This is a genomic window from Pseudomonas sp. MM227 (genome assembly GCF_947090715.1).
GTDB lineage: Bacteria > Pseudomonadota > Gammaproteobacteria > Pseudomonadales > Pseudomonadaceae > Aquipseudomonas > Aquipseudomonas baltica.
This window is the reverse complement of record NZ_OX352319.1, coordinates 2,699,739-2,722,723: the sequence shown is the minus strand read 5'-3', so window position 1 is coordinate 2,722,723 and position 22,985 is coordinate 2,699,739. Positions and strand designations below refer to the sequence as shown.

Annotated in this window: 21 protein-coding genes; 10 read left to right on the top strand and 11 right to left on the bottom strand. The window is 61.4% G+C overall.

Annotated elements, in window-relative coordinates; all coding sequences use genetic code 11:
• Positions 1-64 precede the first annotated feature (64 nt).
• Positions 65-2,431 carry a DNA polymerase II gene (locus ONG87_RS12210; protein WP_264381348.1) on the top strand — a complete coding sequence of 789 codons (2,367 nt, stop codon included), beginning with the start codon at positions 65-67 and terminating at the stop codon, positions 2,429-2,431.
• 2 nt (positions 2,432-2,433) lie between these two features.
• Here the strand turns inward: ONG87_RS12210 and ONG87_RS12205 are convergent, their stop codons facing one another.
• The 4 genes from ONG87_RS12205 to ONG87_RS12190 form a co-directional block, all read right to left on the bottom strand.
• Positions 2,434-2,952 (bottom strand): sigma factor-like helix-turn-helix DNA-binding protein, encoded by a 519-nt coding sequence (locus ONG87_RS12205; RefSeq protein ID WP_264381347.1) that lies wholly within the window; start codon positions 2,950-2,952, stop codon positions 2,434-2,436.
• 365 nt (positions 2,953-3,317) lie between these two features.
• Entirely contained in the window at positions 3,318-3,785 is a 468-nt protein-coding gene (locus ONG87_RS12200) for an Lrp/AsnC family transcriptional regulator (RefSeq protein ID WP_122477453.1), read from the bottom strand.
• Positions 3,786-3,895: 110 nt separating this feature from the next.
• Complete coding sequence (locus ONG87_RS12195) at positions 3,896-4,762, bottom strand: pirin family protein (protein ID WP_264381346.1); 867 nt, start codon at positions 4,760-4,762, stop codon at positions 3,896-3,898.
• A 68-nt stretch (positions 4,763-4,830) separates the two neighbouring features.
• Positions 4,831-6,204 carry an aldehyde dehydrogenase family protein gene (locus tag ONG87_RS12190; RefSeq protein ID WP_264381345.1) on the bottom strand — a complete coding sequence of 458 codons (1,374 nt, stop codon included), beginning with the start codon at positions 6,202-6,204 and terminating at the stop codon, positions 4,831-4,833.
• A 100-nt stretch (positions 6,205-6,304) separates the two neighbouring features.
• Between ONG87_RS12190 and ONG87_RS12185 the strand changes: the two genes are divergently transcribed.
• The gene (locus ONG87_RS12185) at positions 6,305-7,192 is read left to right on the top strand and encodes a LysR family transcriptional regulator (protein WP_264381344.1); all 888 of its coding nucleotides are present in this window, start codon (positions 6,305-6,307) and stop codon (positions 7,190-7,192) included.
• A gap of 245 nt (positions 7,193-7,437) precedes the next feature.
• Positions 7,438-8,832, top strand: coding sequence for a Si-specific NAD(P)(+) transhydrogenase (gene sthA, locus ONG87_RS12180; protein WP_049859964.1), 1,395 nt, complete (start codon positions 7,438-7,440; stop codon positions 8,830-8,832).
• 42 nt (positions 8,833-8,874) lie between these two features.
• On the opposite strand, the gene ONG87_RS12175 is transcribed toward sthA, so the two are convergent.
• On the bottom strand, positions 8,875-9,597 hold the full coding sequence (locus tag ONG87_RS12175; RefSeq protein WP_264381343.1) for a glycerophosphodiester phosphodiesterase: 723 nt from the start codon (positions 9,595-9,597) through the stop codon (positions 8,875-8,877).
• 27 nt (positions 9,598-9,624) lie between these two features.
• Positions 9,625-10,212, bottom strand: coding sequence for a PilZ domain-containing protein (locus tag ONG87_RS12170; protein ID WP_122477463.1), 588 nt, complete (start codon positions 10,210-10,212; stop codon positions 9,625-9,627).
• Between the two features lie 95 nt (positions 10,213-10,307).
• Here ONG87_RS12170 and ONG87_RS12165 point away from each other — a divergent pair, with 95 nt between their 5' ends.
• The 4 genes from ONG87_RS12165 (at position 10,308) to queF (ending at position 14,457) form a co-directional block, all read left to right on the top strand.
• The gene (locus ONG87_RS12165; protein WP_122477464.1) at positions 10,308-11,558 is read left to right on the top strand and encodes a lipoprotein-releasing ABC transporter permease subunit; all 1,251 of its coding nucleotides are present in this window, start codon (positions 10,308-10,310) and stop codon (positions 11,556-11,558) included.
• A 7-nt stretch (positions 11,559-11,565) separates the two neighbouring features.
• Positions 11,566-12,249, top strand: a complete 684-nt coding sequence (lolD, locus tag ONG87_RS12160) for a lipoprotein-releasing ABC transporter ATP-binding protein LolD (protein ID WP_192049034.1) — start codon at positions 11,566-11,568, stop codon at positions 12,247-12,249.
• Positions 12,250-12,278: 29 nt separating this feature from the next.
• Entirely contained in the window at positions 12,279-13,523 is a 1,245-nt protein-coding gene (locus tag ONG87_RS12155) for a lipoprotein-releasing ABC transporter permease subunit (RefSeq protein ID WP_122477468.1), read from the top strand.
• 103 nt (positions 13,524-13,626) lie between these two features.
• Complete coding sequence (queF, locus tag ONG87_RS12150; protein WP_264381342.1) at positions 13,627-14,457, top strand: NADPH-dependent 7-cyano-7-deazaguanine reductase QueF; 831 nt, start codon at positions 13,627-13,629, stop codon at positions 14,455-14,457.
• 48 nt (positions 14,458-14,505) lie between these two features.
• Here queF and ONG87_RS12145 read toward each other — a convergent pair whose 3' ends face one another.
• Entirely contained in the window at positions 14,506-14,769 is a 264-nt protein-coding gene (locus ONG87_RS12145) for a DUF4404 family protein (RefSeq protein ID WP_122477471.1), read from the bottom strand.
• Between the two features lie 270 nt (positions 14,770-15,039).
• Here ONG87_RS12145 and ONG87_RS12140 point away from each other — a divergent pair, with 270 nt between their 5' ends.
• Positions 15,040-15,741: a VacJ family lipoprotein gene (locus ONG87_RS12140; protein ID WP_122477473.1), complete on the top strand. Its 702-nt coding sequence runs from the start codon at positions 15,040-15,042 to the stop codon at positions 15,739-15,741.
• A gap of 55 nt (positions 15,742-15,796) precedes the next feature.
• Here ONG87_RS12140 and ONG87_RS12135 read toward each other — a convergent pair whose 3' ends face one another.
• Positions 15,797-16,099 (bottom strand): PilZ domain-containing protein, encoded by a 303-nt coding sequence (locus tag ONG87_RS12135; protein WP_264381341.1) that lies wholly within the window; start codon positions 16,097-16,099, stop codon positions 15,797-15,799.
• A gap of 287 nt (positions 16,100-16,386) precedes the next feature.
• Here ONG87_RS12135 and rssB point away from each other — a divergent pair, with 287 nt between their 5' ends.
• Both rssB and rssC read left to right on the top strand, forming a co-directional pair.
• Positions 16,387-17,571 (top strand): two-component system response regulator RssB, encoded by a 1,185-nt coding sequence (gene rssB / locus ONG87_RS12130; RefSeq protein ID WP_264381340.1) that lies wholly within the window; start codon positions 16,387-16,389, stop codon positions 17,569-17,571.
• Positions 17,568-18,050 (top strand): anti-sigma factor antagonist RssC, encoded by a 483-nt coding sequence (gene rssC, locus ONG87_RS12125; protein ID WP_122477478.1) that lies wholly within the window; start codon positions 17,568-17,570, stop codon positions 18,048-18,050. Before rssB ends, rssC begins: the two co-directional genes overlap by 4 nt.
• A 77-nt stretch (positions 18,051-18,127) precedes the next feature.
• Here the strand turns inward: rssC and tal are convergent, their stop codons facing one another.
• The 3 genes from tal to ONG87_RS12110 all read right to left on the bottom strand — a co-directional run bounded on the left by tal (position 18,128) and on the right by ONG87_RS12110 (position 22,844).
• Positions 18,128-19,057 carry a transaldolase gene (tal, locus tag ONG87_RS12120; protein WP_122477480.1) on the bottom strand — a complete coding sequence of 310 codons (930 nt, stop codon included), beginning with the start codon at positions 19,055-19,057 and terminating at the stop codon, positions 18,128-18,130.
• A gap of 180 nt (positions 19,058-19,237) precedes the next feature.
• The gene (gene dusA, locus ONG87_RS12115) at positions 19,238-20,248 is read right to left on the bottom strand and encodes a tRNA dihydrouridine(20/20a) synthase DusA (RefSeq protein ID WP_264381339.1); all 1,011 of its coding nucleotides are present in this window, start codon (positions 20,246-20,248) and stop codon (positions 19,238-19,240) included.
• 469 nt (positions 20,249-20,717) lie between these two features.
• On the bottom strand, positions 20,718-22,844 hold the full coding sequence (locus tag ONG87_RS12110) for a TonB-dependent siderophore receptor (RefSeq protein WP_264381338.1): 2,127 nt from the start codon (positions 22,842-22,844) through the stop codon (positions 20,718-20,720).
• Positions 22,845-22,985 lie beyond the last annotated feature (141 nt).

The following is a 22,985-nucleotide window of genomic DNA, read 5'->3' as shown; positions in this document are numbered from 1 at the left end:
GTTGCTTCATATGAGCTCGGCCTGCAGTCGCCGCGCCTACTTTCCTCGTTAAAGGCCCGCCGCCGTGACCCCACAACAGGGTTTCATCCTGACGCGACATTGGCGCGACACCGCCGAAGGCACCCAGGTCGAACTGTGGCTGGCGACCGATGCCGGGCCGCGGCTGGTACGCCTGCCGCTCCAGCCTTCGGTCGCCTTCCTGCCGACACTGCAGCAGGAACACGCGCGGCGTCTGCTCGAAGGCGAGGTCGGTGTGGAGCTCAAACCGCTGGCGCTGCGCGATTTCGACCAGCAACCTGTCTCAGGCCTGTATTGCCGGCAGTACGGCCAGTTGCAACGTCTGGAAACCATGCTCAGGCAAGCCGGCATAGCAGTGTACGAGGCTGACATTCGTCCACCGGAGCGCTACCTGATGGAGCGCTTCATTACGGCGGCCGTGGGCTTCGATGGACAACTGCAAGCCGACGGCCAATACCACGAGGCCAGGCTCAAGCTGGCGTCGGCCTACCGTCCACAGCTACGGCTGGCGTCGCTGGACATAGAAACCACCGCCCAGGGTGAGTTGTACTGCATCGGCATCGAAGGCTGTGGCCAACGTGATGTGTTCATGTTGGGACCGCCCAACGGCGATGCGCGCACGCTGGATTTTGCCCTGCATTACCGGCAGAGCCGGGTGGAACTGCTGCAAAGCCTGAATGCCTGGTTCGCCGAACACGACCCGGACGTGATCATCGGCTGGAACGTCGTGCAGTTCGACTTGCGCGTCCTGCACGAACACGCCAGACGCCTCAACGTACCCTTGTTGCTGGGCCGCGGTGGCGCGGAGATGACCTGGCGCGAACACGGCAGCGGCAGCGACCACTTTTTCGCCGGCGCGCCGGGCCGGCTGATCATCGACGGGGTCGAAGCGCTGCGTTCGGCGACCTGGAGCTTTCCCTCGTTCAGTCTCGAAAACGTGTCGCGGACGCTGTTGGGCGAGGGCAAGGACATTTCCACGCCGTACCAGCGCATGGACGAAATAAACCGCATGTTCGCCGAGGACAAACCGGCCCTGGCGCGCTACAACATCAAGGATTGCGTGCTGGTCACGCGGATCTTCGCCAAGACGCAATTGCTCACCTTCCTGCTCGAACGCGCCAGCGTCACCGGCTTGCCAGCGGACCGCAGCGGTGGCTCGATCGCCGCCTTCACCCATCTGTATCTGCCGGCGATGCATCGCCAGGGGTTCGTAGCGCCCAATATCGGCCAACGCCCACCCGAGGCCAGCCCAGGCGGTTTCGTCATGGAGTCACGGCCCGGCCTGTACGAGTCGGTGCTGGTGCTGGACTACAAGAGCCTGTATCCATCGATCATCCGCACGTTCCTGATCGACCCGGTAGGTCTGGCGGAAGGTCTGGCCAACCCCGACGATCAACACTCGGTCGAAGGTTTTCGCGGCGCGCGCTTTTCACGTACCCGGCATTGCCTGCCGGCCATCGTCGCCAGCGTCTGGGAGGGGCGCGAGACGGCCAAGGCGCAGGGCAACGCGCCATTGTCGCAGGCGCTGAAGATCATCATGAACGCGTTCTACGGCGTGCTCGGGTCCAGCGGCTGTCGCTTTTTCGACACACGCCTGGCGTCGTCGATCACCCTGCGCGGCCACGAGATCATGCGCCGTACCCGCGAGCTCATCGAGGCGCGCGGTTACCAGGTGATCTACGGCGACACCGACTCAACGTTCGTCTGGCTCAACAGCGCCCACGACGAAGCCGAGGCCAGCCGCGTCGGCAAGGAACTGGTGGCCGAGGTCAACCTTTGGTGGGGTCAGCACCTTCAGCGTGAATATGGACTCAGCAGCGCTTTGGAACTGCAGTTCGAGACCCATTTCCGGCGTTTCCTGATGCCGACCATTCGTGGCGCGGAAGAGGGCAGCAAGAAGCGCTACGCGGGATTGGTCAGGCGCGCCGACGGTCAGGACGAGATGGTCTACAAGGGGCTGGAAAGCGTACGTACCGACTGGTCGCCGCTGGCCCGTGAGTTCCAGAAGGCGCTGTACTCGAGAATCTTCCAGTATCAGGGCTATCAGGCGTATGTCCGCGATTACGTGAAACGAACCCTGGCGGGTGGGCTGGACGACTTGCTGGTCTACCGCAAGCGACTGCGCAGACCCTTGCGCGACTATCAACGCAACGTGCCACCGCACGTACGAGCGGCACGCATCGCCGACGAGCTGAACCGCTCGATGGGGCGGCCCCTGCAGTATCAGCGCGGCGGCTGGATCAGCTATGTGATGACGGTGGCGGGGCCCGAGCCTCTGGAAGCGCGACATTCAGCCATCGACTACGACCATTACCTGAGCCGACAGCTGCAGCCTGTTGCCGATGCGATCCTGCCGTTCGTCAACGACGATTTCAATACGCTGATCGGCGGCCAGCTGGGTCTGTTTCAGTAGGCTCAGAGGCTCTGGCTGATGAGCTCCATCGCCAGCGCCATGGCCAGGCCTGCTGTCACCCAGCCGCGCAGCCCCAGCCCCTGGCGTGCCTTGTGGTGCCAGCGGTCGTGGCCCAGCTGCGTGGCTGGCGCGAGCAGCTGGCGCCATTGCAGCTCGGTGGCATGGAAAGCGGACGGATGAGCGCCGTCGCTGTCCAGCCAGCGCCGGAAGTCGATGCGCTCGCTGGCGGTGGTCAATGGGCTTTGTAGCTTGACGTACCAGTGGATGGCCATGTTCTGGCCGGCAAGGAGAGGTGTACAGCAGGCACGCAGCGCGGCCTGCATCCTGGCTTCGACGTCGCCGACTGTCGTATGCAAGCGCTGGGCGATGTCCAGGTAGGGAAGTTCGTCGAGGCGGCTGTAGAGCAGGACTTGTCGAGTCCGCCTTGGCAGATCCAGCAATTGTCGATGAAGACGGTCCGGGTGTGGCTGGTCGTGAATGAGGTCTGACAGATCGTGCGAGGGCGTGAGCAGCGGGGTCATCGGTGACACCTCCATTTGCGCGAAACCTGGTCATCTGTAGAGAGAAAGCGAGTTCGGACTTCCGTTTTCCGATGTTCTTTTGATATCATCCGCGCCATCTTTGCAGTGGCGCCTTCAAGTCGGTGAAGTTCGAAACCGACGGCGTGCAACGCTCTTCATTAGCCTGAAGATCCAAAAAAAGACCCGGCAAAAAGCCGGGTCAAAAACCGTGATTAGCCTGATGAGGAGATAATCTGAAGGTCCGACCTAAGGCCCTTCGGATTATCCAACCGATCTCTCGACCGGTTGAGCTCAATAATAATCGTTATCATTTGCATGTCAAATGATTTGTCTGTGGTTTCCTGTTTTTCTTGTGCGCCCATCCCTCACTCCAGCGGCAGCTCGGTGGTCCGCTTGACTTCGCTCATGGCGATATTCGAGTAGGCTTCCTGCACATGCGGCTTCTGCAGCAGATGGTCGCGTAAAAACCGCTCGTAACTGGCAATGTCCTTGGCCACCACCTTGAGCATGAAATCCATGCCGCCCGCCATCGTGTAGCACTCGAGCACCTGCGGGTAGCCGATGATGGCTTCCTCGAATTCGGTCAGGTGCCGTCTGCCGTGCCCCGACAGCTTGATGCTGACGAAAATGGTCATGCTCAGGCCAAGTTTTTTCGGGTTGAGCAGGGCAACCTTGCGTTCGATCAGCCCTTCTTCCTGCATGCGGTGGATGCGTCGCCAGCAGGGTGACTGGGACAGCTCCACACGTTCGGCGACCTGGGCCGCCGAGAGGTCCGCGTCGTGCTGGAGCAGGCGCAGGATGCGCCGATCGATCGGGCTGAGGCTGGTTTGCATGAATAAGTCCGGTTCTTGTGGTTATCGGGTCGACTTCATGCAGAGTATTACTCGTTTCTGACGTTTTGCTCCAGTCACCAGCGCTGATTGGCCAAGGCAACGCGGCACGCTCAGTCTGCGATATGACCGAACTTGCCCTCCTGATAATCGGCAAACGCCTGCTGGATTTCCTCGCGAGTATTCATCACGAACGGACCGTAGCTGGCCACTGGTTCGCCCAGTGGCGCGCCATGGCCATAGAGCAGCGTGGCTGGGCCAGTGGCATCGACCGTTACCGTGTCGTGCGTGTCACTGAGTTTGACCAGATGATGGCATTGCAGCGAGGCCCCGGCGATCTCGGCCTCGCCGTCGACCACGTAGAGAAAGACGTTTTCGCCCAACGGTGCCGGCAGCGAGAGGCGGGCGCCGGGTTGCAGGTGTACGGTCATCAGGCACAGGCCGGTCAACGACTCGATCGGTCCGCGCCTGGCGCCATGCCCAGGGGAAACATAGTCCCCGGAAATCAGGCGAACCTCGGCCAGAGGCTCGGTGATCGTGGGGATGTCCGCGCCTTGCAGGCCGACATAGGCCGGAGGCGTCATTTTCAAACGCCCTGGCAGGTTGACCCACAGCTGGAGGATCTCCAGCGGGCCGCCTTCGCGCTTGAACGACTGCGGCGACAACTCGGCATGCACCAGCCCGGAACCCGCCGTCATCCACTGCACGCCGCCGGCACCAATGATGCTTTCATGGCCGCCGCTGTCCAGGTGCGACAGCTCGCCCTTGAGGATGAACGTGACCGTCTCGAAGCCACGATGGGGATGCGGCCCGAACGGCAGCCCCTGGTTGTTGGGGGGGTAGGTCTGCGGACCGTGGTGATTGAGAAACAGGAACGGATCGAGCTGCTCGATGCCGGGGCCAGGCAGCGGGCGACGGGTGATCAGGTCACCGATGTCGTCGCGCTGCGCGGGAAACTGCTGGAGGACGGTTCGGGTCATGGGGCCTCGGGGTGCGGAGAGTCACTGCGGTGCATGACTATGCCGCACAAGCCCGTTGCCTGAACAGCTCAGCGGCGATCCAGCCACACGGTCTGCGCGTTGCAGAACTCGCGCAAACCGAAGTGCGACAGCTCGCGTCCGAAGCCGCTTTTCTTGATGCCACCGAAGCCCACGCGGGCATCCGAGGCACCGTAGCCGTTGATGAAGATCGCACCGGTTTCCAGGCGCTCGGTGAAATATTCGATCATCTCCACATCCCCGGTCCACACCGTTGCCGACAGCCCGAAATCACTGTCGTTGGCCAGTGCCAGCGCGTGGTTCGCATCGCGCGCCTCGACGATGGAGGCCACGGGGCCGAACAGCTCCTGATCGAAGGCGGTCATGCCCGGCTGCACGTTGGCAAGCACGGTGGGCGCGTAATAATTGCCGTCGCCGGCCAGCTTGTGTCCGCCCAGCAGCAACTGGGCGCCTTGCTCGATAGAAGCCTGTACCTGGCCATCCAGCTCGTCGCGCAGATCGAAGCGAGCCATGGGGCCGATATAGGTATCGTCGAGCTGCGGGTCGCCGACCTTGAGGGCGCGCGTTGCGGCCACGAAGCGTTCGGTGAAGGCCGGCAGGATGCTCGACTCGACGATCAGGCGCTTGGCGGCGGCGCAGACCTGGCCGGTGTTCTGGAATCGGCCGAGCAGGGCAGCATTGACCGCTTCGTCCATGTCGGCATCGGCCAGAACGATGAACGGGTCGCAGCCGCCCAGTTCCAGTACGCACTTCTTCAGCGCCGCGCCGGCTTGTGCGGCAATTGCCGAGCCTGCACCGACGCTGCCGGTCACGGTCACGGCAGCCACCCTCGGGTCGGCAATGGCCCGCGATACACCAGCGGGCTCGACGTTGAGCACAGCGAACAGGCCTTGGGGCAGGCCCGCCTGGTCGAACGCCTCCCGCAGCAGTGTGGCGCTGCCCATCACGTTCGGCGCGTGCTTGAGCAAATAGCCATTGCCGGCCAGGATCACCGGAATGGCGCCGCGCAAGACTTGCCAAAGCGGGAAATTCCACGGCATCACCGCCAGCACTGGCCCCAACGGACGGTATTCGATGCGCGCTTTCTGGCCGGGCACTTGGGTCGCTTCGGCGGCGAGCATCGCCGGGCCGTGTTCGGCGTACCACTGGCACAGTCCGGCGCATTTCTCGACTTCGGCGCGCGCCTGGGTGATGGGCTTGCCCATCTCCCGAGTGATCATCTGCGCCAGCGGCTCACTCATTTTGCGCAGCACGTCTGCCATGCGTGCAATGGCTGCAGCGCGCTCACCGAGCGCAACGTAGCGCCATTGTTCGAAGGCGGCAAAACTGCCGGCGAGGGTGTCCTCGAGTTGCGCCTCGCTGTCGAAGGGGTAGCGTCGCAGCTCGGCGCCGGTGGCCGGGTTCATGGAGATGGCATGCGTCATGGCGTTCACCTGTCGAAGGAAGATGTCAGCCACGATACGGGCGTGGTTAAATCATGAAAACTGAATAATAATCATCGAAACCATCTCGTTTGGAGAATTTATGGACCTCACCCAACTGGAGCTGTTTCGCGCGGTGGCCGAAGAGGGCAGCATTGCCGCCGCCGCTCAGCGGGTGCATCGAGTGCCTTCCAACCTCACGACGCGGATCAAGCAACTGGAAAGCGAACTGGGGGTCGATCTGTTCATCCGCGAAAAACTGCGCTTGCGCCTGTCGCCCAATGGCTGGAGTTTTCTTGACTACACGCGCCGCATCCTCGATCTGGTCGAGGAAGCGCGCCAAGCGGTCTCCGGCACCGAACCGCAGGGCTCGTTCGCACTGGGCTCGCTGGAAAGCACGGCGGCCGTGCGCATTCCCCCGTTGCTGGCGGCATACCATCATCGTTATCCCAAGGTCGAGCTGGACCTCTCCACCGGGCCGTCGGGCGACATGCTCGACAGCGTGCTCGGCGGGCGCCTGGCCGCCGCTTTCGTCGACGGCCCGCTGCGTCATCCACTGCTCGACGGCCGGGTGGTGTACGACGAGGAAATGGTTCTGGTGAGTGCGCGCAGTCATGCGCCGGTGTCCCGAGCCCAGGACGTCAATGGCGAAACCATTTATGCCTTTCGCGCCAACTGTTCCTACCGGCGGCATTTCGAGAACTGGTTCGTCGCCGACGGCGCCGCGCCTGGCAAGATCTTCGAAATGGAGTCCTATCACGGCATGCTCGCCTGCGTCAGTGCCGGCGCCGGCCTGGCCTTGATGCCGCGCAGCATGCTGGAGAGCATGCCCGGCAGCAGCAACGTCAGTGTCTGGACCCTGGCCGAAGATTTTCGCTGGCTGCACACCTGGCTGATCTGGCGTCGAGGCGCGGGCTCGGCAAACCTGGCGGCGATGCTCGAATTGCTCGACGACAGCGCCCTGGCGACCTCTACCGTCGCCAGGGTCTAGGTACCTGTCATTCCACAGGTCTGGTCGCGCAACGCGCAGGGGTTTTCGACGGCCCAGGGTGGCGAAATGTCGCAGGCAAACGTTGACGTTGCCGGCCACGGAAAATAGGCTACGCGCCGACCCAGGGTAAATGTTCGCGGTGCCTGCGCTTGCTATAGAATGCACCGCAAGTTTTTCGATGCCTGATGAGGGCACGCCAGCCGCTGGCGCCGTCGTGGCGCCCGGCCAGATTTGAAGGAGTACGCATGGCTGTCTACAACTACGACGTAGTGGTGCTGGGTTCCGGCCCCGCCGGAGAAGGGGCGGCGATGAACGCCGCCAAGGCCGGGCGCAAGGTGGCCATGGTCGACAGTCGGCGCCAGGTCGGCGGCAACTGCACCCATCTGGGTACCATTCCTTCCAAGGCGCTGCGCCATTCGGTCAAGCAGATCATCCAGTTCAACACCAACCCGATGTTTCGTGCCATTGGCGAGCCACGCTGGTTCTCGTTCCCGGACGTGCTCAAGAGCGCCGAGCGGGTGATCGCCAAACAGGTGGCCTCGCGCACCAGCTACTACGCGCGCAACCGCGTCGACGTGTTCTTCGGCACCGGCAGTTTCTCCGACGAGCAAACCGTCGAAGTGATCTGCGCCAATGGTGCGCAAGAAAAACTCATCGCCAAGAGCGTCATCATTGCCACCGGCTCGCGGCCTTACCGGCCCGCCGACATCGACTTCAGCCATTCGCGCATCTACGACAGCGATACCGTGCTGAGCATCACCCATACCCCACGCAAATTGATCATCTACGGCGCCGGCGTCATCGGTTGCGAGTACGCGTCGATTTTCAGCGGCCTGGGCGTGCTGGTCGAGCTGATCGACAACCGCGAGCAGTTGCTCAGCTTCCTCGACGCGGAAATTTCCCAGGGCTTGAGCTATCACTTCAGCAACAACAACGTGATGGTCAGGCACAACGAGGAATACGAGAAAGTCGAAGGCCTCGAGAACGGCGTCGTGCTGCACCTCAAGTCCGGCAAGAAGATCAAGGCCGATGCCTTGCTCTGGTGCAACGGCCGTACCGGCAACACCGATCGCCTGGGCCTGGAAAACATTGGCATCAAAGTCAATGGCCGCGGCCAGATCAGCGTCGACGAGGCCTACCGCACCTCGGTGCCGACGATCTATGGGGCAGGCGATGTGATCGGCTGGCCGAGCCTGGCCAGTGCTGCCCACGACCAGGGCCGCTCCGCAGCCGGCAGTGTGGTCGACAACGGCAGCTGGCGCTTCGTCAACGACGTGCCGACCGGGATCTACACCATTCCCGAGATCAGCTCGATCGGCAAGAACGAGCACGAACTGACCCAGGCCAAGGTGCCATACGAGGTGGGCAAGGCGTTCTTCAAGGGCATGGCCCGCGCGCAGATTTCCGGCGAGCCGGTGGGCATGCTGAAGATCCTCTTCCATCGCGAAACCCTGCAGGTGCTGGGCGTGCATTGCTTCGGCGACCAGGCCTCGGAGATCGTGCACATCGGCCAGGCGATCATGAACCAGCCCGGCGAACTCAATACCCTGAAGTACTTCGTCAACACTACCTTCAACTACCCGACCATGGCCGAAGCCTATCGGGTTGCAGCCTACGACGGCCTCAACCGGCTTTTTTGAGCGGCTCCGGCCGGTGGCCTGAGCCGGCCGGGGAGACCGATTTCAGCGATTCTCGAGGGTGGCGCTGGCCAAACCGGGAAAGTCTGTAATCAGGCTGTCCACGCCGAAGTCGGCGAGCCTGCGCATCAGTGCAGGCTCGTTGACCGTCCATACCGACACATGCAGACCCTGGCGCTGGGCCTTGAGCAGGCGCTCGGGTGTGCACAACGTCCAGTTCAAGGCAAGCATCTCGCAACCGTAGCCCTGGGCAACCTTGATCGGGTCCAGCCAGGCGTATTCGGCCACCAGACCGCGGGCGACGTCCGGGGTCAACTCCAAAGCGGCGCGCAGCACTTCCCGTGAGCTGGAGGTGATGGTGATCTTGTCCAGCAGATTCATGCGCTGTGCCAGGTCGCGGATTGCCAGCACAATGCTGGCGGCGCGCGTGCGCGATGCGCTCTTCACTTCCAGTTGCCAGTGCTCGAAGGCGCATTGCTCGAACAGTTCCTCGAGGCGTGGAATGGGGCAGGGCGACACCCATCCCGGCCCACCCTTGCGCGCGTCGTAGCGGGTCAGCGCCTGGGCGTCGTGCTCGACGACCTTGCCGCCACGGCCAGTGGTGCGCTTGAGGGTCGGGTCATGGATGACCATCAGTTCGCCGTCCCTGGACAGATGCAGGTCCAGCTCGCATCGGCGCACACCGTGTTCCAGGCATTGCTTGAAGCTTGCGAGGGTGTTTTCCGGGGCTTCGCCCTTGGCACCGCGATGGCCATAGATAAGCGTCACGTTCGCTCCTTGAGTGAGATTAGTGGATCAATCGGTGGTCGCGTCTTGCCGCTCGCGCGCCTGACGCCGTTGGACTTGCTGCTTGTGCAGGATGTAACGGGCGAGCAACTGGCGCTGGGCATCACTGATGTCGACGAATTGGGTACCGATCTCGAACTGGTCGTTGCCCACTGCGATGCAGTTGGTGACGCTTGCCTTGAGCGATAGCCCCAGCGCCTGGGGCATCAGCGCGATCCGCAACGCCAGGCGCGTATTTTCCTCCATCGGCTGTTGCTGGAAGAACGCCAGGCCGCCCTCGGACAGCACCACTGGCCGAGCCTCGCCGATACGCTCGACTAGCGTCTGCGCAACCACTTGGCCAAGCAGGTCGATACGCTTGTTCTGGGCCTTTAGCACGGCTTCCACGGCACGGTCGGCTTCGCCGAGCTGGCGCAGCAGATGCTGGGTTTCAAACTCGGCCAGGTGCATTTCGCCAAGCAGGTCGAACAGCGGCGACGCATCCTGCAACATGTCTTCACCCGCCGTCTCGCTGGCCGGGAGTATGGTGATTTCCAGTGCGATGCGGTCATCGATGCGATAGTATTCGCGGCGATCTTCTTCATCTGATGTCGACATGACGAACCCAGGGTAGAGGCGATGGTCCGAGTGTAAAGCTGCTCGTCACGCCCTGCCAGCAGGACGTCTCCTCTTTCACCCGAACAAGCCCCGACATGTTCAGACCTCTTTTCGTTTTCATTGGCGCGCGTTACACCCGTGCCAAGCGGCGCAATCATTTCGTGTCGTTCATCTCCCTCACCTCGATGATCGGCCTCGCCCTGGGCGTGGTCGTGATGATCGTGGTGCTGTCGGTGATGAACGGCTTCGATCACGAGATGCGCACCCGCGTGCTGGGAATGGTGCCCCACGCCACCGTCGAATCCGGCCAGCCCATCGCCGACTGGCCGGCGCTGGCGGCTCAGGTCCGGCAGAACCCGCAGGTGGCGGCAGTCGCGCCGTTCACCCAGATGCAGGGTTTGCTGACCCACGCCGGCCAGGTGCAGAAAATCCTGCTCAATGGCATCGATCCTGCGCAGGAACACAACGTCTCGATCATCGACGCCTTCGTCAAGCAGGGCAGGGTCGATGACCTCAAGGCCGGCGAGTTCGGCCTGATGATCGGCGACAAGGCCGCGACCAAGCTGGGTGTGGGTGTGGGCGATAAGGTCACCTTCGTCGCACCTGAAGTCACGGTCACCCCGGCCGGCATGTTCCCGCGCATGAAGCGCTTCACCGTGACCGGCATCTTTCACGTCGGCGCCGGCGAGCTCGACGGCTACCTGGGCCTGGCCAACCTCGAAGACCTGGGCAAGCTTCACCGCTGGAAAGCGGGCGAAGTTCAGGGGCTGCGCTTGAAGTTCGAAGATCTGTTCCAGGCTCCGCGAGTGTCCTGGCAGATCGCCAAGCAGTTGGGGGACCAGACCTACTATGCGCGCGACTGGACCCGTACCCACGGCAATCTCTACCAGGCCATCGGCATGGAGAAAGCCATGATCGGCCTGCTGTTGCTGCTGATCGTGGCCGTGGCCGCGTTCAACATCATTTCCACGCTGGTGATGGTGGTCAACGACAAGAAGGGCGATATCGCCATTCTGCGCACCCTGGGCTCGACGCCCGGGCAGATCATGCGCATTTTCATGGTGCAGGGCACGGTGATCGGCGTGGTCGGCACCTTGATCGGCGCCGTGGTCGGCATTCTGGCGGCCTTGAACGTCAGCGCGGCCATTGCCCTGCTGGAAAAAGCCATCGGCCACAAGTTTCTCAATGCCGATGTCTACTTCATCGACTACCTGCCTTCGCAGCTCATGGCCAACGATGTGTTCATGGTCTGCGGCGCGGCATTGGTCCTGAGTTTCCTCGCCACCCTGTATCCGGCCTGGCGTGCTGCGCGTACCCAGCCGGCGGAGGCGTTACGTTATGAGTGAGTCGGGCATGAGTGAACAAGCAGTACTGAGTTGTCGCAACCTGGGTAAATCCTACGAGGAAGGCCCTGAATCCGTGGTCGTGCTGGACAACCTGCAACTGGAGCTGCACGCCGGTGAGCGCGTGGCTATCGTTGGTAGCTCCGGTTCGGGCAAGAGCACCTTGCTCAACATGCTTGGCGGGCTCGATACGCCCAGCCGCGGCAGCGTGTGGCTGGCGGGTGAAGAGCTTTCGGCGCTGAACGAGCGGGCGCGCGGGCTGCTGCGAAATCGTGCCCTGGGCTTCGTCTACCAGTTTCATCACCTGTTGCCCGAATTCACTGCGCTGGAAAACGTCTGCATGCCGCTGCTGATCGGCAAGACCGCCATCCCCGAGGCGAAACAGCGCGCCACTGCATTGCTGGAGCGCGTGGGCCTGGGCCATCGACTGCAACACAAGCCGGCCGAACTGTCGGGCGGTGAGCGTCAGCGCGTGGCCATTGCCCGGGCCTTGGTAAACACGCCGGGGCTGGTGATGCTCGACGAGCCCACAGGCAACCTCGACAACCACACTGCGCAAGGCATTCAGGACTTGATGCTCGAGCTCAGCGTTTCGCTGCGCACCGCGTTTCTGGTGGTCACCCATGATCTGAGCCTGGCTCGACAGATGGACCGCGTACTGCGTCTGGAAGACGGGCGTCTGGTGCCGATCTAGCTTCTTCTTTTCTAACGGGTTACCTCTGCATGTTCAGACCCTTGTCAATTTTCATCGGCTTGCGCTACACCCGCGCCAAGCGGCGCAAGAACTTCATTTCGTTCATCTCCATGACCTCGATGATCGGCCTTGCCTTGGGCGTGCTGGCGATGATCGTGGTGCTGTCGGTGATGAACGGCTTCCAGCGCGAAATGAGCTCGCGCATCCTGGGCATGGTGCCCCACGCCATGATCCAGGGCGTGAAGCCGCTGGACGATTGGCGCCCAGTCGCTGCCGCCGCCATGAAAAACCCCGAGGTGCTGGCGGCCGTGCCGTTCACCGAGCTCGACGGCATGCTCTCGTACAAGGGCATGATGCAGCCGATCCAGATCAGCGGTGTCGATCCGGCCCGCGAGGGCGAGGTGTCGATCGTCGCCGACCACATCGTCCAGGGACGCCTGGACGATCTCAAACCAGGTGAATTCGGCGTCGTCGTCGGTGAGATCACTGCCAGGCGCTTCCGCTTGAACGTGGGCGACAAGATCACCCTTATCGTTCCGGAAGTCAGCACTGCGCCGGGTGGCATCACCCCGCGCATGCAGCGTCTCAACGTGGTCGGCGTGTTCAAGGTCGGCGCCGAACTCGATGGTTCCATGGGTCTGATCAACGCGGCGGATGCTGCGGAAATGCAGCGCTGGCAGCCGGGTCAGGTGCAGAGTGTGCGGCTCAAGCTAAAGGACCTGTACACGGCGCCGGAAGTCAGTGCGGCGATCGTCAAGGACCTAGGCACGGCCTATAAGGCCGACGACTGGACCCATACCCAGGGCAGCCTGTTCAGTGCCATGAAAATGGAAAAGACCATGATTGGTCTGCTGCTGCTGATGATCGTTGCGGTAGCGGCGTTCAACATCATTGCCACCCTGATCATGGTGGTGAACGACAAAGGCGCGGATATCGCCATCCTGCGTACCATCGGCGCTACGCCGAGGCAGATCATGGGGATCTTCATGGTCCAGGGTACGGTCATCGGCGTGGCCGGCACCGTGATCGGGGGTGTGCTGGGCGTAATCGCCGCAATCAACGTCAGCGCCATCGTCGGCTGGGTGGAGCGCATCAGCGGCCAGCACATCTTCACTTCGGACGTGTATTTCATCAGCAATCTGCCCTCCGAGCTGCAAGGTGGAGATGTCATGCTGATCTGCGGGGCAGGGCTGGTGCTGAGCTTCCTTGCGACTATCTACCCTGCCTATCGGGCTTCACAGATCGAACCGGCGCACGCCCTGCGCTACGAGTGATCCATGACGACTGCGGTGCGGCCTTGCAGCCGCGCCGTCGTCGCCATGCAGCAACGCGGCAAATTCGCTAAACTGCCGTCGTTCATTCAGTCAGGTTTATTTCATGCATCCCGCAGCCGAACATTCTCCCCTGGGCAAGTCCAGCGAGTACGTTTCCACCTACACCCCCTCGTTGCTGTTTCCCATTCCCCGCGCAGCAAAGTGGGCCGAGTTGGGCTTGAGCGCGGAAACCCTGCCCTATACAGGTGTGGACGTGTGGAATTGCTTCGAGCTTTCCTGGTTGCTGCCTTCGGGAAAACCGGTCGTAGCCATTGGTGAATTCACCATTCCTGCGGATTCACCGAACATCATCGAATCCAAGTCGTTCAAGCTGTACCTGAACTCGCTCAACCAGACGGCATTTGCGTCGATCGATGACCTGCAGGCCGTGCTGGTGGCGGACCTTTCCGGGGCTGCCGGCAAAACGGTAGGCGTCAAGGTGCGCCGCTTGGAAGATGTGCAGGCGGAGGGCGTGGTTCAACTGCCTGGGGTGTGCATCGACGAGTTGGACATCACGGTCAGCAGCTACGATCACCCACAGCCGGAGCTGCTGCGTTGCGACCCGAGTTCCCTCGTGGAAGAAACCATCCATAGCCATCTGCTGCGGTCCAATTGCCCAGTCACCAGCCAGCCGGACTGGGGCAGTGTGTGCGTTGCCTACAGCGGTCCGGCGCTGGACCACGCCAGCGTGCTGGCCTACCTGGTCAGCTTCCGTCAGCATTCGGATTTCCACGAGCAATGTGTCGAGCGGATTTTTACCGATCTGCAGCGACTTCTGCAGCCAGAAAGACTGACCGTGTTCGCCCGCTACGTACGCCGCGGCGGCCTGGACATCAACCCCTACCGCAGCACTGACACGCTGCCCGCGGCCAATGGCCGGCTGGTTCGCCAGTAAGGGTGCATCCAGCAGCCGCTTGGGCAGGCGGCTGCAGTTGTCCCGTCTTCAGATACCGATGTTGCCGAGCGTCTGCACGATATTGCGCAGTGCGCCAGCCACACCAGGGTGGTCGACTTCGAAGCGCTCGACGGCCAGGTTCACGCTGTCGGCGACGGAAGGGTCCGCCGTGGCATTTTCCAGCTCCATGCGCGCCTTGATCTGCTCCATCAGGACGCGCATGTCTTCACGCTCCTCGAGCGACAGCGTCTGGTTCTTTTCCAGTTGCTCTCGCAGTTCATCGAGTTGTTCCTGCAATTCGCGGGCTGGCATGACGTTCTCCTTGAGTGATAGGCACTTACATGGACCGCGCCCCGTGCGCAAAGGTCCGTGTCGGCTCGCATCATTGGAATTCCATGCCGTTCCAGACGGCTGCGCGAATGAACTTGAGGGCGGGCCTGAAGTCTGGCATGGGTAAGTTCAGATTGATCGGCAGCGCTGCGTTCGCCAGCGCACTGCCTAATCCGGCCTGGACACTTTATACTGGGCCACATTTTGTTGGCGGTCGCATGCGACCCAATCGTATCTCAAGGAGTAACATGTATGCGTCTGACCGGTTCAGCTGTCATCGACCGAGTGGCTGGAGCCTGTCTGCTCCTGGGGCTTGCCGTGGCGCCCGTGGTAGCACAGGCCGCCGAAGAGGATCCATGGGAGCCGGTCAACCGTGCGATTTTCCGGGTCAACGATACCTTGGATACCTATGCGCTCAAGCCTATCGCCCAAGGCTACCAGTGGATCACGCCGCAGTTCCTGGAAGACGGCATTCATAACGTGTTCAGCAACATCGGCGACGTTGGCAATCTGGCCAACAACGTCATGCAGCTCAAGCCTGCCGCTGCCGGTACCGACACTGCGCGGCTGATCTTCAACACCACCTTCGGCCTGTTCGGCTTCTTCGATGTGGGCACCAAGATGGGCCTGCAGCGCAGCGACGAGGATTTCGGCCAGACCCTGGGCTACTGGGGTGTAAGCAGTGGGCCTTATGTAGTCCTGCCGCTGATGGGGCCAAGCACCGTGCGCGATGCGTTCGCCAAGTATCCCGATACCTATACCTCACCGTATCGCTACATCGACCACGTGCCGACCCGCAATACCACGCTGGGGGTGAACCTGGTGGATACGCGCGCGAGCTTGCTGTCGGCTGAAAAGCTGATCAACGGCGACAAGTACATCTTCTTGCGTAACGCTTACTTGCAGAACCGTGAATTCCGGGTCAAAGATGGCCAAGTGGAAGACGATTTTTAATTGTAACCAGGCATGAAAAAGGCGACCCGAGGGTCGCCTTTTTCATGCGCGGCGTTCAGTCCATGCTCAGCGTGTGCAGGCCTATGATCTGCATACCATCCTGCTTCGAGCTTTCTACGCGTATCACTTCCGCCTGGATGTCCAGATCGCTGAGCATGGGGTGGTTGGAAGGCAAATGGACGCCAACCTGATCTCCTACGCTTAATTGGGTCTGGGCTTCCAGCTGCATACCGGTGCTCGAAAGATCCTTGCATACGGCGGGAACGACAACGTCGCCGACCCTGAGGTCGACCTTTGCATCCACAGTCATGCGGATGAAATCACGTTTCTCACTGTAGTCACGATCACTGTGGCTCATGGTTTGTCCTTCGATCTGGTTGCTATTGTTAACGTTCTTATAACCCAAGGTAATAGGCCAATCGGCCCGCCCTGGCCCGTGTCGCAACACCCTTGAAACGCTTGCCGGATGGGAGTACCGTCTGCGCCTTACAAGGCACCTCTGCATCCGAATGCTCAGGGCACCCAGCGCTTGTATTCGCCTCTGCGAGAGGCTAGAAGTAAAGGTAGGCGACCCATTGCTTGCATCGCCAGTTTTTACCTTGCTGACCTACTTACGACAACCAATTTTTGGCGCCGTTTGCCCACATGCAGAAAACCAGTGCAACGCTGCTGATCATCGATGACGACGATGTGGTGCGCGCAAGCCTTGCGGCCTACCTCGAAGACAGCAGCTTCAGCGTGCTGCAGGCGAACAATGGCCTGCAGGGCCTCCAGGTCTTCGAGCAACAACAGCCCGATCTCGTCATCTGCGACCTGCGCATGCCGCAGGTGGGCGGCCTTGAATTGATTCGCCAGGTGACCGAGCGTTCTCCCGATATTCCGGTGATCGTGCTGTCTGGTGCCGGGGTGATGAACGACGCAGTCGAAGCGTTGCGCCTGGGCGCCGCCGATTACCTGATAAAGCCTCTTGAAGATCTGGCCGTGCTTGAGCACTCGGTTCGCCGGGCCCTGGATCGCTCGCGGCTGCTGCTGGAGAATCGTCGCTACCGCGAGAAGCTGGAAACGGCCAATCGTGAACTGGAAGCCAGCCTGCATCTGCTGCAGGAAGACCAGACTGCCGGCCGGCAAGTGCAGATGAACATGCTGCCGCAGAGTCCCTGGAGCACCGACGGATTCCGTTTCGAACACCAGATCATCCCGTCGCTGTACCTGTCGGGCGACTTCGTCGACTATTTCCGGGTCGACGAGAACCGCGTGGCGTTCTATCTGGCCGACGTATCCGGTCACGGCGCTTCATCGGCATTCGTCACGGTGCTGTTGAAATTCATGACCACCCGCCTCATGTTCGAATCAAGGCGCGGTGGTGCGATGCCCGAATTCAAACCGTCCGACGTGCTGGGCCATATCAACCGGGGTTTGATCAACACGCGTTTGGGCAAGCATGTCACCATGGTCGGCGGGGTGATCGACGAGCACACCGGGCTGTTGACCTACAGCATCGGCGGGCATTTGCCGCTTCCAGTGCTGTACACCCCCGAGCAAACGCAGTACCTGCAGGGCCGCGGCCTGCCGGTGGGTCTGTTCAACGAAGCCACGTATACCGATCACGTCATGGCGTTGCCGGAGCAGTTCAGCCTTACCCTGCTTTCCGATGGGATACTGGACTTGCTGCCAGGCGAAACGCTTAAGGAAAAAGAAGCTGCATTGCCTGAGATCGTCAGTGCAGCGGGCGGCAGCCTGGATGGCTTGCGGCAAAAGTTTGGACTGGCCACACTCGGGGAGATGCCGGATGATATCGCCCTGATGGTGCTGAGCAGGAACCTTGCATGAGTACTGGTAGAATCCAGTTTGCTGAACAAAGCGGCACGTTCGTGTTGAAATTCGTGGGTGAGGTGCGCCTGACGCTCTGCTCGGCGCTGGATGCGACGATCGAGCGGATCTTCACCGCCCTCGATTTTTCAGCCATCGTGATCGATTTGACCGAAACCCGCAGCATCGACAGCACCACCTTGGGCCTGCTGGCCAAGTTGTCGATCATGTCTCGTCAAAAAGTCGGATTGCTGCCAACGGTGGTGACGACTCACGAGGACATCACGCGCCTGCTGCAGTCCATGGGTTTCGATCAGGTGTTCAACATCGTCGGTCGCCCGATTCCTTGCCCCGACTGCCTGACCGACCTGCCTTCGCAGGATCTGTCCGAGGATGTGGTTAGGGCCAAGGTGCTGGAAGCGCACAAGATTCTCATGGGCCTGAACGAGTCTAACCGCGAAGCCTTCCACGATCTGGTGAACGCGCTGGAACGCAGCTGATTACCTTCGGGTGACTCGCTCGGCTATAAAAAAAGGCGACCTTGCGGTCGCCTTTTTTTGTGTGCGGCAGACTGGAATCAGGAAACCTTGGCAGTCAGCAGGGTTTCGAGTTTTTCCTGATCGCGAGCGAATTGACGAATGCCTTCAGCCAGTTTTTCCGTGGCCATCGCGTCTTCGTTCGACGCCCAGCGGAACTGCGCCTCGGTGAGGATCTGCTTGGGTTCACCGGCATTGCCTGGCTTGAGCTTCTGCTCCAGCGTGCCTTCATCTTCGGCCAGCTTGTGCAGCAGTTCCGGGCTGATGGTCAGGCGATCACAACCGGCCAACTGCTCGATCTGGTTGATGTTGCGGAAGCTGGCGCCCATGACCACGGTCTTGTAGTCGTTGGCTTTGTAGTAGTTGTAGATGCGCGTCACCGACTGCACGCCTGGATCGTCGGAACCTGTGTATTCCTGGCCGGTGGATTTCTTGTACCAATCGTAGATGCGACCCACGAACGGCGAAATCAGGAACACACCAGCGTCGGCACACGCCTGTGCCTGAGCGAAGGAGAACAACAAGGTCAGGTTGCACTGAATGCCTGCCTTTTCCAGCTTCTCGGCGGCGCGGATACCTTCCCAGGTGGAGGCCAGCTTGATCAGCACACGCTCGCGACCGACACCGGCCTTTTCGTACAGGTCGATGATCTGGCTGGCCTTGGCCAGCAGGGCCTGCTCGTCGAAAGAGAGGCGCGCGTCGACTTCGGTGGAGATGCGGCCAGGAATGGCCTTGAGGATCCCGGTACCCACGGCGACCGCGAAAGTGTCCGACGCCAGACCGACATCACCGTTGCTGTCGCTGATGGTCTTGCGCAGCATGTCCTTGTAGGCTTCCAGCGAGGCAGCCTTGAGCAGCAGCGACGGGTTGGTGGTGGCGTCGACCGGCTTGAGCTTGGAGATGGCGTCGAAGTCGCCGGTGTCGGCCACCACGGTGGTCATTTGCTTGAGTTGTTCCAGCTTGGAAGTCATGAGCGTGCTCTGTCCTGTGCGAATGAATGACGTTACCCGAGCGCTGCGTCCGGCTCAAGGGCCAAGGGCGTGCAGCAGGGGGAGGGCGGCGGAAAGACCTACGTTCGAGTGTCGCGCCGCGCGACGGTTCAATGGATCGAGTATGCGCTCCTATCGGGTCAATGATGCGTCGTTGGGCGATCAGCGCCCTTCGAGCAATGCCCCGGCCTGATCGAGCAGCGCCAGCGGGTCATCGGCCTTGTGGATATCCACCGACAGCAATTGACGGAACTTGCGCGCGCCGGGAAAGCCCGTACCCAAGCCGAGCATGTGCCGCGTAACGTGGTGCATGGCGCCGCCTGAGGCGATATGCGCGGCGATGTACGGCCGCATCTGCCGCAGCGCGTCGAAACGGCTGATCACCGGCGTGTCGCTGCCGAACAACTGCTGGTCGACCTGCGCCAGCAGGTATGGGTTGTGATAGGCCTCGCGTCCCAGCATCACACCATCGAAGGTCTGCAGATGCTCGGCGCAGGCTTCCAGCGTCTTGATGCCGCCGTTGAGTATCACTTCCAGGTCCGGAAAATCCGCCTTCAAGCGCTCGGCAATGTCATAGCGCAGCGGGGGGATGTCACGGTTCTCCTTGGGCGACAGGCCCTCAAGGATGGCGATGCGTGCGTGCACGGTAAAACTGCGGCAGCCAGCTTCGCGCACCTGCCCGACGAAATCACACAGCGCCTCGTAGCTGTCGCGGCCATTGATGCCGATGCGGTGCTTGACCGTGACCGGAATCGACACCGCGTCGCGCATGGCCTTGACGCAGTCGGCCACCAGCGCAGGGTGCGCCATGAGGCAGGCGCCGATCATGTTGTTCTGCACACGATCGCTGGGACAACCCACATTAAGATTGACCTCGTCGTAACCGTGCGCCTGCGCCATGCGCGCGCACGCGGCCAGATCGGCCGGCGTGCTTCCACCCAACTGCAGCGCGATGGGATGCTCGGCATCGTCGTAGCGCAGAAAGCGCTCGTGATCGCCATTGAGCAAAGCGCCGGTGGTGACCATTTCGGTGTAGAGCAGGGTGTGCCGCGAGAGCAGGCGCAGGAAGTAGCGACAGTGGCGGTCGGTCCAATCCATCATGGGTGCCACGCTAAAGCGGCGGGAGGGCTCCAGGCCAGGCGTGACGGGCGTTTCAGCTACATTCTGTACCATTTTACTCTGCGCGTTTTGTACCAGTTTTCGGGCGTTTTCGGACGTTTTCGTGGGGTGAGTGGTAAGTTTTACCACTGTGAGAATGACCTTAACCACTTTCGCCGGGGCCGCTATTCGAGGACGAAAAAGGGCTGGCGAGGTGTTTGCTATGCGGGTCGGTTCCGTACGAAACGTGACGGGAGACAAGTCTACCAAGACACTAGGTCGTTCGTGCGAAAACAGGTCGCTTATCAAGCGCTGCAGGATGACCTTGAGGATCTGCGTTCTGAACGCCTGGCCATCGAACGTCTGTCTGGCATAGACACTGACTTGACCTTGAGCCTGGGAGAAATGAACGCCCGGTTCAGATAGGCATGTGTGCCGTACACCTGTGTTCTTCGTTTCCAGTGCGTGACAGATACAAAGCCCAATCTACCAGGCGAACCTGATACTAACCAAAGAGGCTGGTCGACGTGTCAATGATCAGCCCTTACCAGCGATAGTTGACCGAACCGATCAGCGCTCGCTCGTCGCCGTAGCGGCACGAGACGTTGCAGAACAGGTACTTCTCGTTGGCGACGTTTTGCGCCTTCATGGCCACGGTCCAGTTCTTGTCGACTTCATAGGTGACTTTCGCGTCGAACAGGGTGTAGGCGGAGACCTTCTCGTTGGCGTCCGAGCTGGACGTACGGCTGGTGCCCATGTACCGGGCGCCGCCGCCGACCATGACCTGAGGCAGGCCCAAGGCAGTCAAGCGGTAGTCGGCCCACAGGTTGGCCATGTGATACGGCACGCCGTCGATGCGCGTACCTACGCGGGTGGACACCGCATCGTCGGTGATCTTTGCATCGGTGTAGGTGTACGACGCAGTGGCGCTCAGGTTCGCGGTGATCTCCGCTTTGGCCTCAAGCTCCACACCGCGTGAGCGGGTTTCACCGAACTGCACGCTGTTGCCGGTGAGGTCGGTGCTCAGGGAGTTTTTCTGCTTGAGGTCGTAGACCGCAGCGCTCAGCAGCGCTGTGGTACCGGGCGGGGTGTAACGTACGCCGATCTCGTACTGCTCGCCCTCGGTCGGATCGAACGAGGTGTTGGCGTTGGCGTTGAAGACGTTGGCCGGCAGGAACGACTGGCTCCAGCTGACATAAGGCGCCAGCCCGTTGTCCGCCTGGTAGACCAGGCCGACACGGCCGGTGGCTTTCTTGTCATCGCGCGGCGTGCGAGCACCAGTGGCGAAGCTGTAGGTTCGGCTTTCGGCCCAATCCTGACGACCGCCCAGCAGCAGAATCCACTTGTCGTCGAACTTGATCTGGTCTTGCAGGTAGACGCCGGTCTGAGCGCTGTGCAGGTCCGAGCCGGTGTTGGCGGTTGTGACGTTGGTCGCAGCGCCGTACACCGGATTGGCCGGGCTGAACATGGAGTTGGCGCCAGCGAAGCGATGAGAGTCGTAGGTCTTGTGGTAGTAGTCCACGCCCGCCAGCAGGGTGTGCTGCCAGCGGCCGCTGTCGAGGGTCCATTGCATGTTGTTGTCGCTGGTCCAGCCTTCTGAGCGCTCGCGGCGGATGCTAGCTCGGCGCGCCAGCTGGCCTCGGTTGCGCAGGGCGGCGCTGCCGGTATCAGCGATCTGCATGTAGTCCCAGCTCAGGTCCGCCTCGAAGTGGCGTAGCGAATGGCGGATTTTCAAGTCGGGTGTGAAATCGTGTTCGAACAGGTAGCCCAGACTGGTCGAGTAGTTGTTGTAGTGATCGAAGCCGCGCTCGCCGGTGAACAGGTCGCGGTCGACCTTGGGGTAGCGAGTGCTGGACGAGGTGGTCAGGTCGAAATCCAGCGGTGGTGCAAAGCCGGTACGGGTTTCCTGGTAGTTGGCCAGGACCGTCAGCGAGGTGCTCTCGTTCGGGCGCCAGGTGAAGGCGGGTGCGATGTAGCGGCGGTCGTCGTCGGTATCGGTGGTCTGGGTGCCACTGTCGCGCCAAAGGCCGGTCAGGCGATAGGAGAACTGTCCGGCGTCGTCGATCGGGCCGCCCAGGTCGAAGCTGTACTGTTTGCGCGCATGGCTGCCGTATTCGACATTGACTTCATGCAGGGGCGTGTCGGTCGGGCGCTTGGTGATGGTGTTGAGCAGACCGCCTGGCGACAGTTGGCCGTACAACACAGAAGAAGCACCCTTGACCACTTCCACGCGCTCCAGGCCGTAGGGCTCGATGCCTCCGTCATACACGCTGCCTTGCAGTTTCATCCCGTCGCGCAGGATGCCGCCGGTGCCTGAGCCGACGTTGAAGCCACGGATCACGAAGTCGTCGGCTACACGGCTGAACCCGCCTGGCTGCGCGATCACGCCTGGCGTGTAGCTCAAGGCCTCGGCCAGGGTGTCGGTCTTGCGGTTGTCCATCTCGTCGCGGGTGACGACCGAAATCGACTGCGGAATGTCCTTGATCGCCGAATCGGTCTTGCTCGCGCTGGTGCTGCGCGTGGCCACAGGTCCACGGATCTGGCCATTCGGGTTTTCCAGGGCCTGGGCATCGATGGTGGTTTCCTGCAGCTCCAGGGTGGCGTTGGATATGGCAGCGCTGGCGCTGTCGGCGGCGTAGGCCGTGCTCAGTGGCGGGCCACTGAGTAGCATCGCCAGTGTCAGCGGGTGATAGGCAAAGATTTTTTTGCCGGCATGGGGACTCCTGTTCGTTAAACGTTGTTTGCCTGAGGGACGAAATCAGGCCGCGCCTCCGTCTCGACGATCAGCACAAGCAGAACTGTAACAAATAGG

Coding starts and splice junctions, on each gene's coding strand:
- ONG87_RS12205 (WP_264381347.1), bottom strand. CDS start 2,952: ATGACCCCGCTGCTCACGCCCTCGCACGATCTGTCAGACCTCATTCAC.
- ONG87_RS12110 (WP_264381338.1), bottom strand. CDS start 22,844: ATGCTACTCAGTGGCCCGCCACTGAGCACGGCCTACGCCGCCGACAGC.
- rssB (WP_264381340.1), top strand. CDS start 16,387: ATGCAGAAAACCAGTGCAACGCTGCTGATCATCGATGACGACGATGTG.
- ONG87_RS12145 (WP_122477471.1), bottom strand. CDS start 14,769: ATGCCAGCCCGCGAATTGCAGGAACAACTCGATGAACTGCGAGAGCAA.
- ONG87_RS12135 (WP_264381341.1), bottom strand. CDS start 16,099: ATGAGCCACAGTGATCGTGACTACAGTGAGAAACGTGATTTCATCCGC.
- sthA (WP_049859964.1), top strand. CDS start 7,438: ATGGCTGTCTACAACTACGACGTAGTGGTGCTGGGTTCCGGCCCCGCC.
- ONG87_RS12200 (WP_122477453.1), bottom strand. CDS start 3,785: ATGCAAACCAGCCTCAGCCCGATCGATCGGCGCATCCTGCGCCTGCTC.
- ONG87_RS12140 (WP_122477473.1), top strand. CDS start 15,040: ATGCGTCTGACCGGTTCAGCTGTCATCGACCGAGTGGCTGGAGCCTGT.
- ONG87_RS12190 (WP_264381345.1), bottom strand. CDS start 6,204: ATGACGCATGCCATCTCCATGAACCCGGCCACCGGCGCCGAGCTGCGA.
- tal (WP_122477480.1), bottom strand. CDS start 19,057: ATGACTTCCAAGCTGGAACAACTCAAGCAAATGACCACCGTGGTGGCC.
- rssC (WP_122477478.1), top strand. CDS start 17,568: ATGAGTACTGGTAGAATCCAGTTTGCTGAACAAAGCGGCACGTTCGTG.
- ONG87_RS12155 (WP_122477468.1), top strand. CDS start 12,279: ATGTTCAGACCCTTGTCAATTTTCATCGGCTTGCGCTACACCCGCGCC.
- ONG87_RS12165 (WP_122477464.1), top strand. CDS start 10,308: ATGTTCAGACCTCTTTTCGTTTTCATTGGCGCGCGTTACACCCGTGCC.
- ONG87_RS12195 (WP_264381346.1), bottom strand. CDS start 4,762: ATGACCCGAACCGTCCTCCAGCAGTTTCCCGCGCAGCGCGACGACATC.
- queF (WP_264381342.1), top strand. CDS start 13,627: ATGCATCCCGCAGCCGAACATTCTCCCCTGGGCAAGTCCAGCGAGTAC.
- dusA (WP_264381339.1), bottom strand. CDS start 20,248: ATGGTACAGAATGTAGCTGAAACGCCCGTCACGCCTGGCCTGGAGCCC.
- ONG87_RS12170 (WP_122477463.1), bottom strand. CDS start 10,212: ATGTCGACATCAGATGAAGAAGATCGCCGCGAATACTATCGCATCGAT.
- lolD (WP_192049034.1), top strand. CDS start 11,566: ATGAGTGAACAAGCAGTACTGAGTTGTCGCAACCTGGGTAAATCCTAC.
- ONG87_RS12185 (WP_264381344.1), top strand. CDS start 6,305: ATGGACCTCACCCAACTGGAGCTGTTTCGCGCGGTGGCCGAAGAGGGC.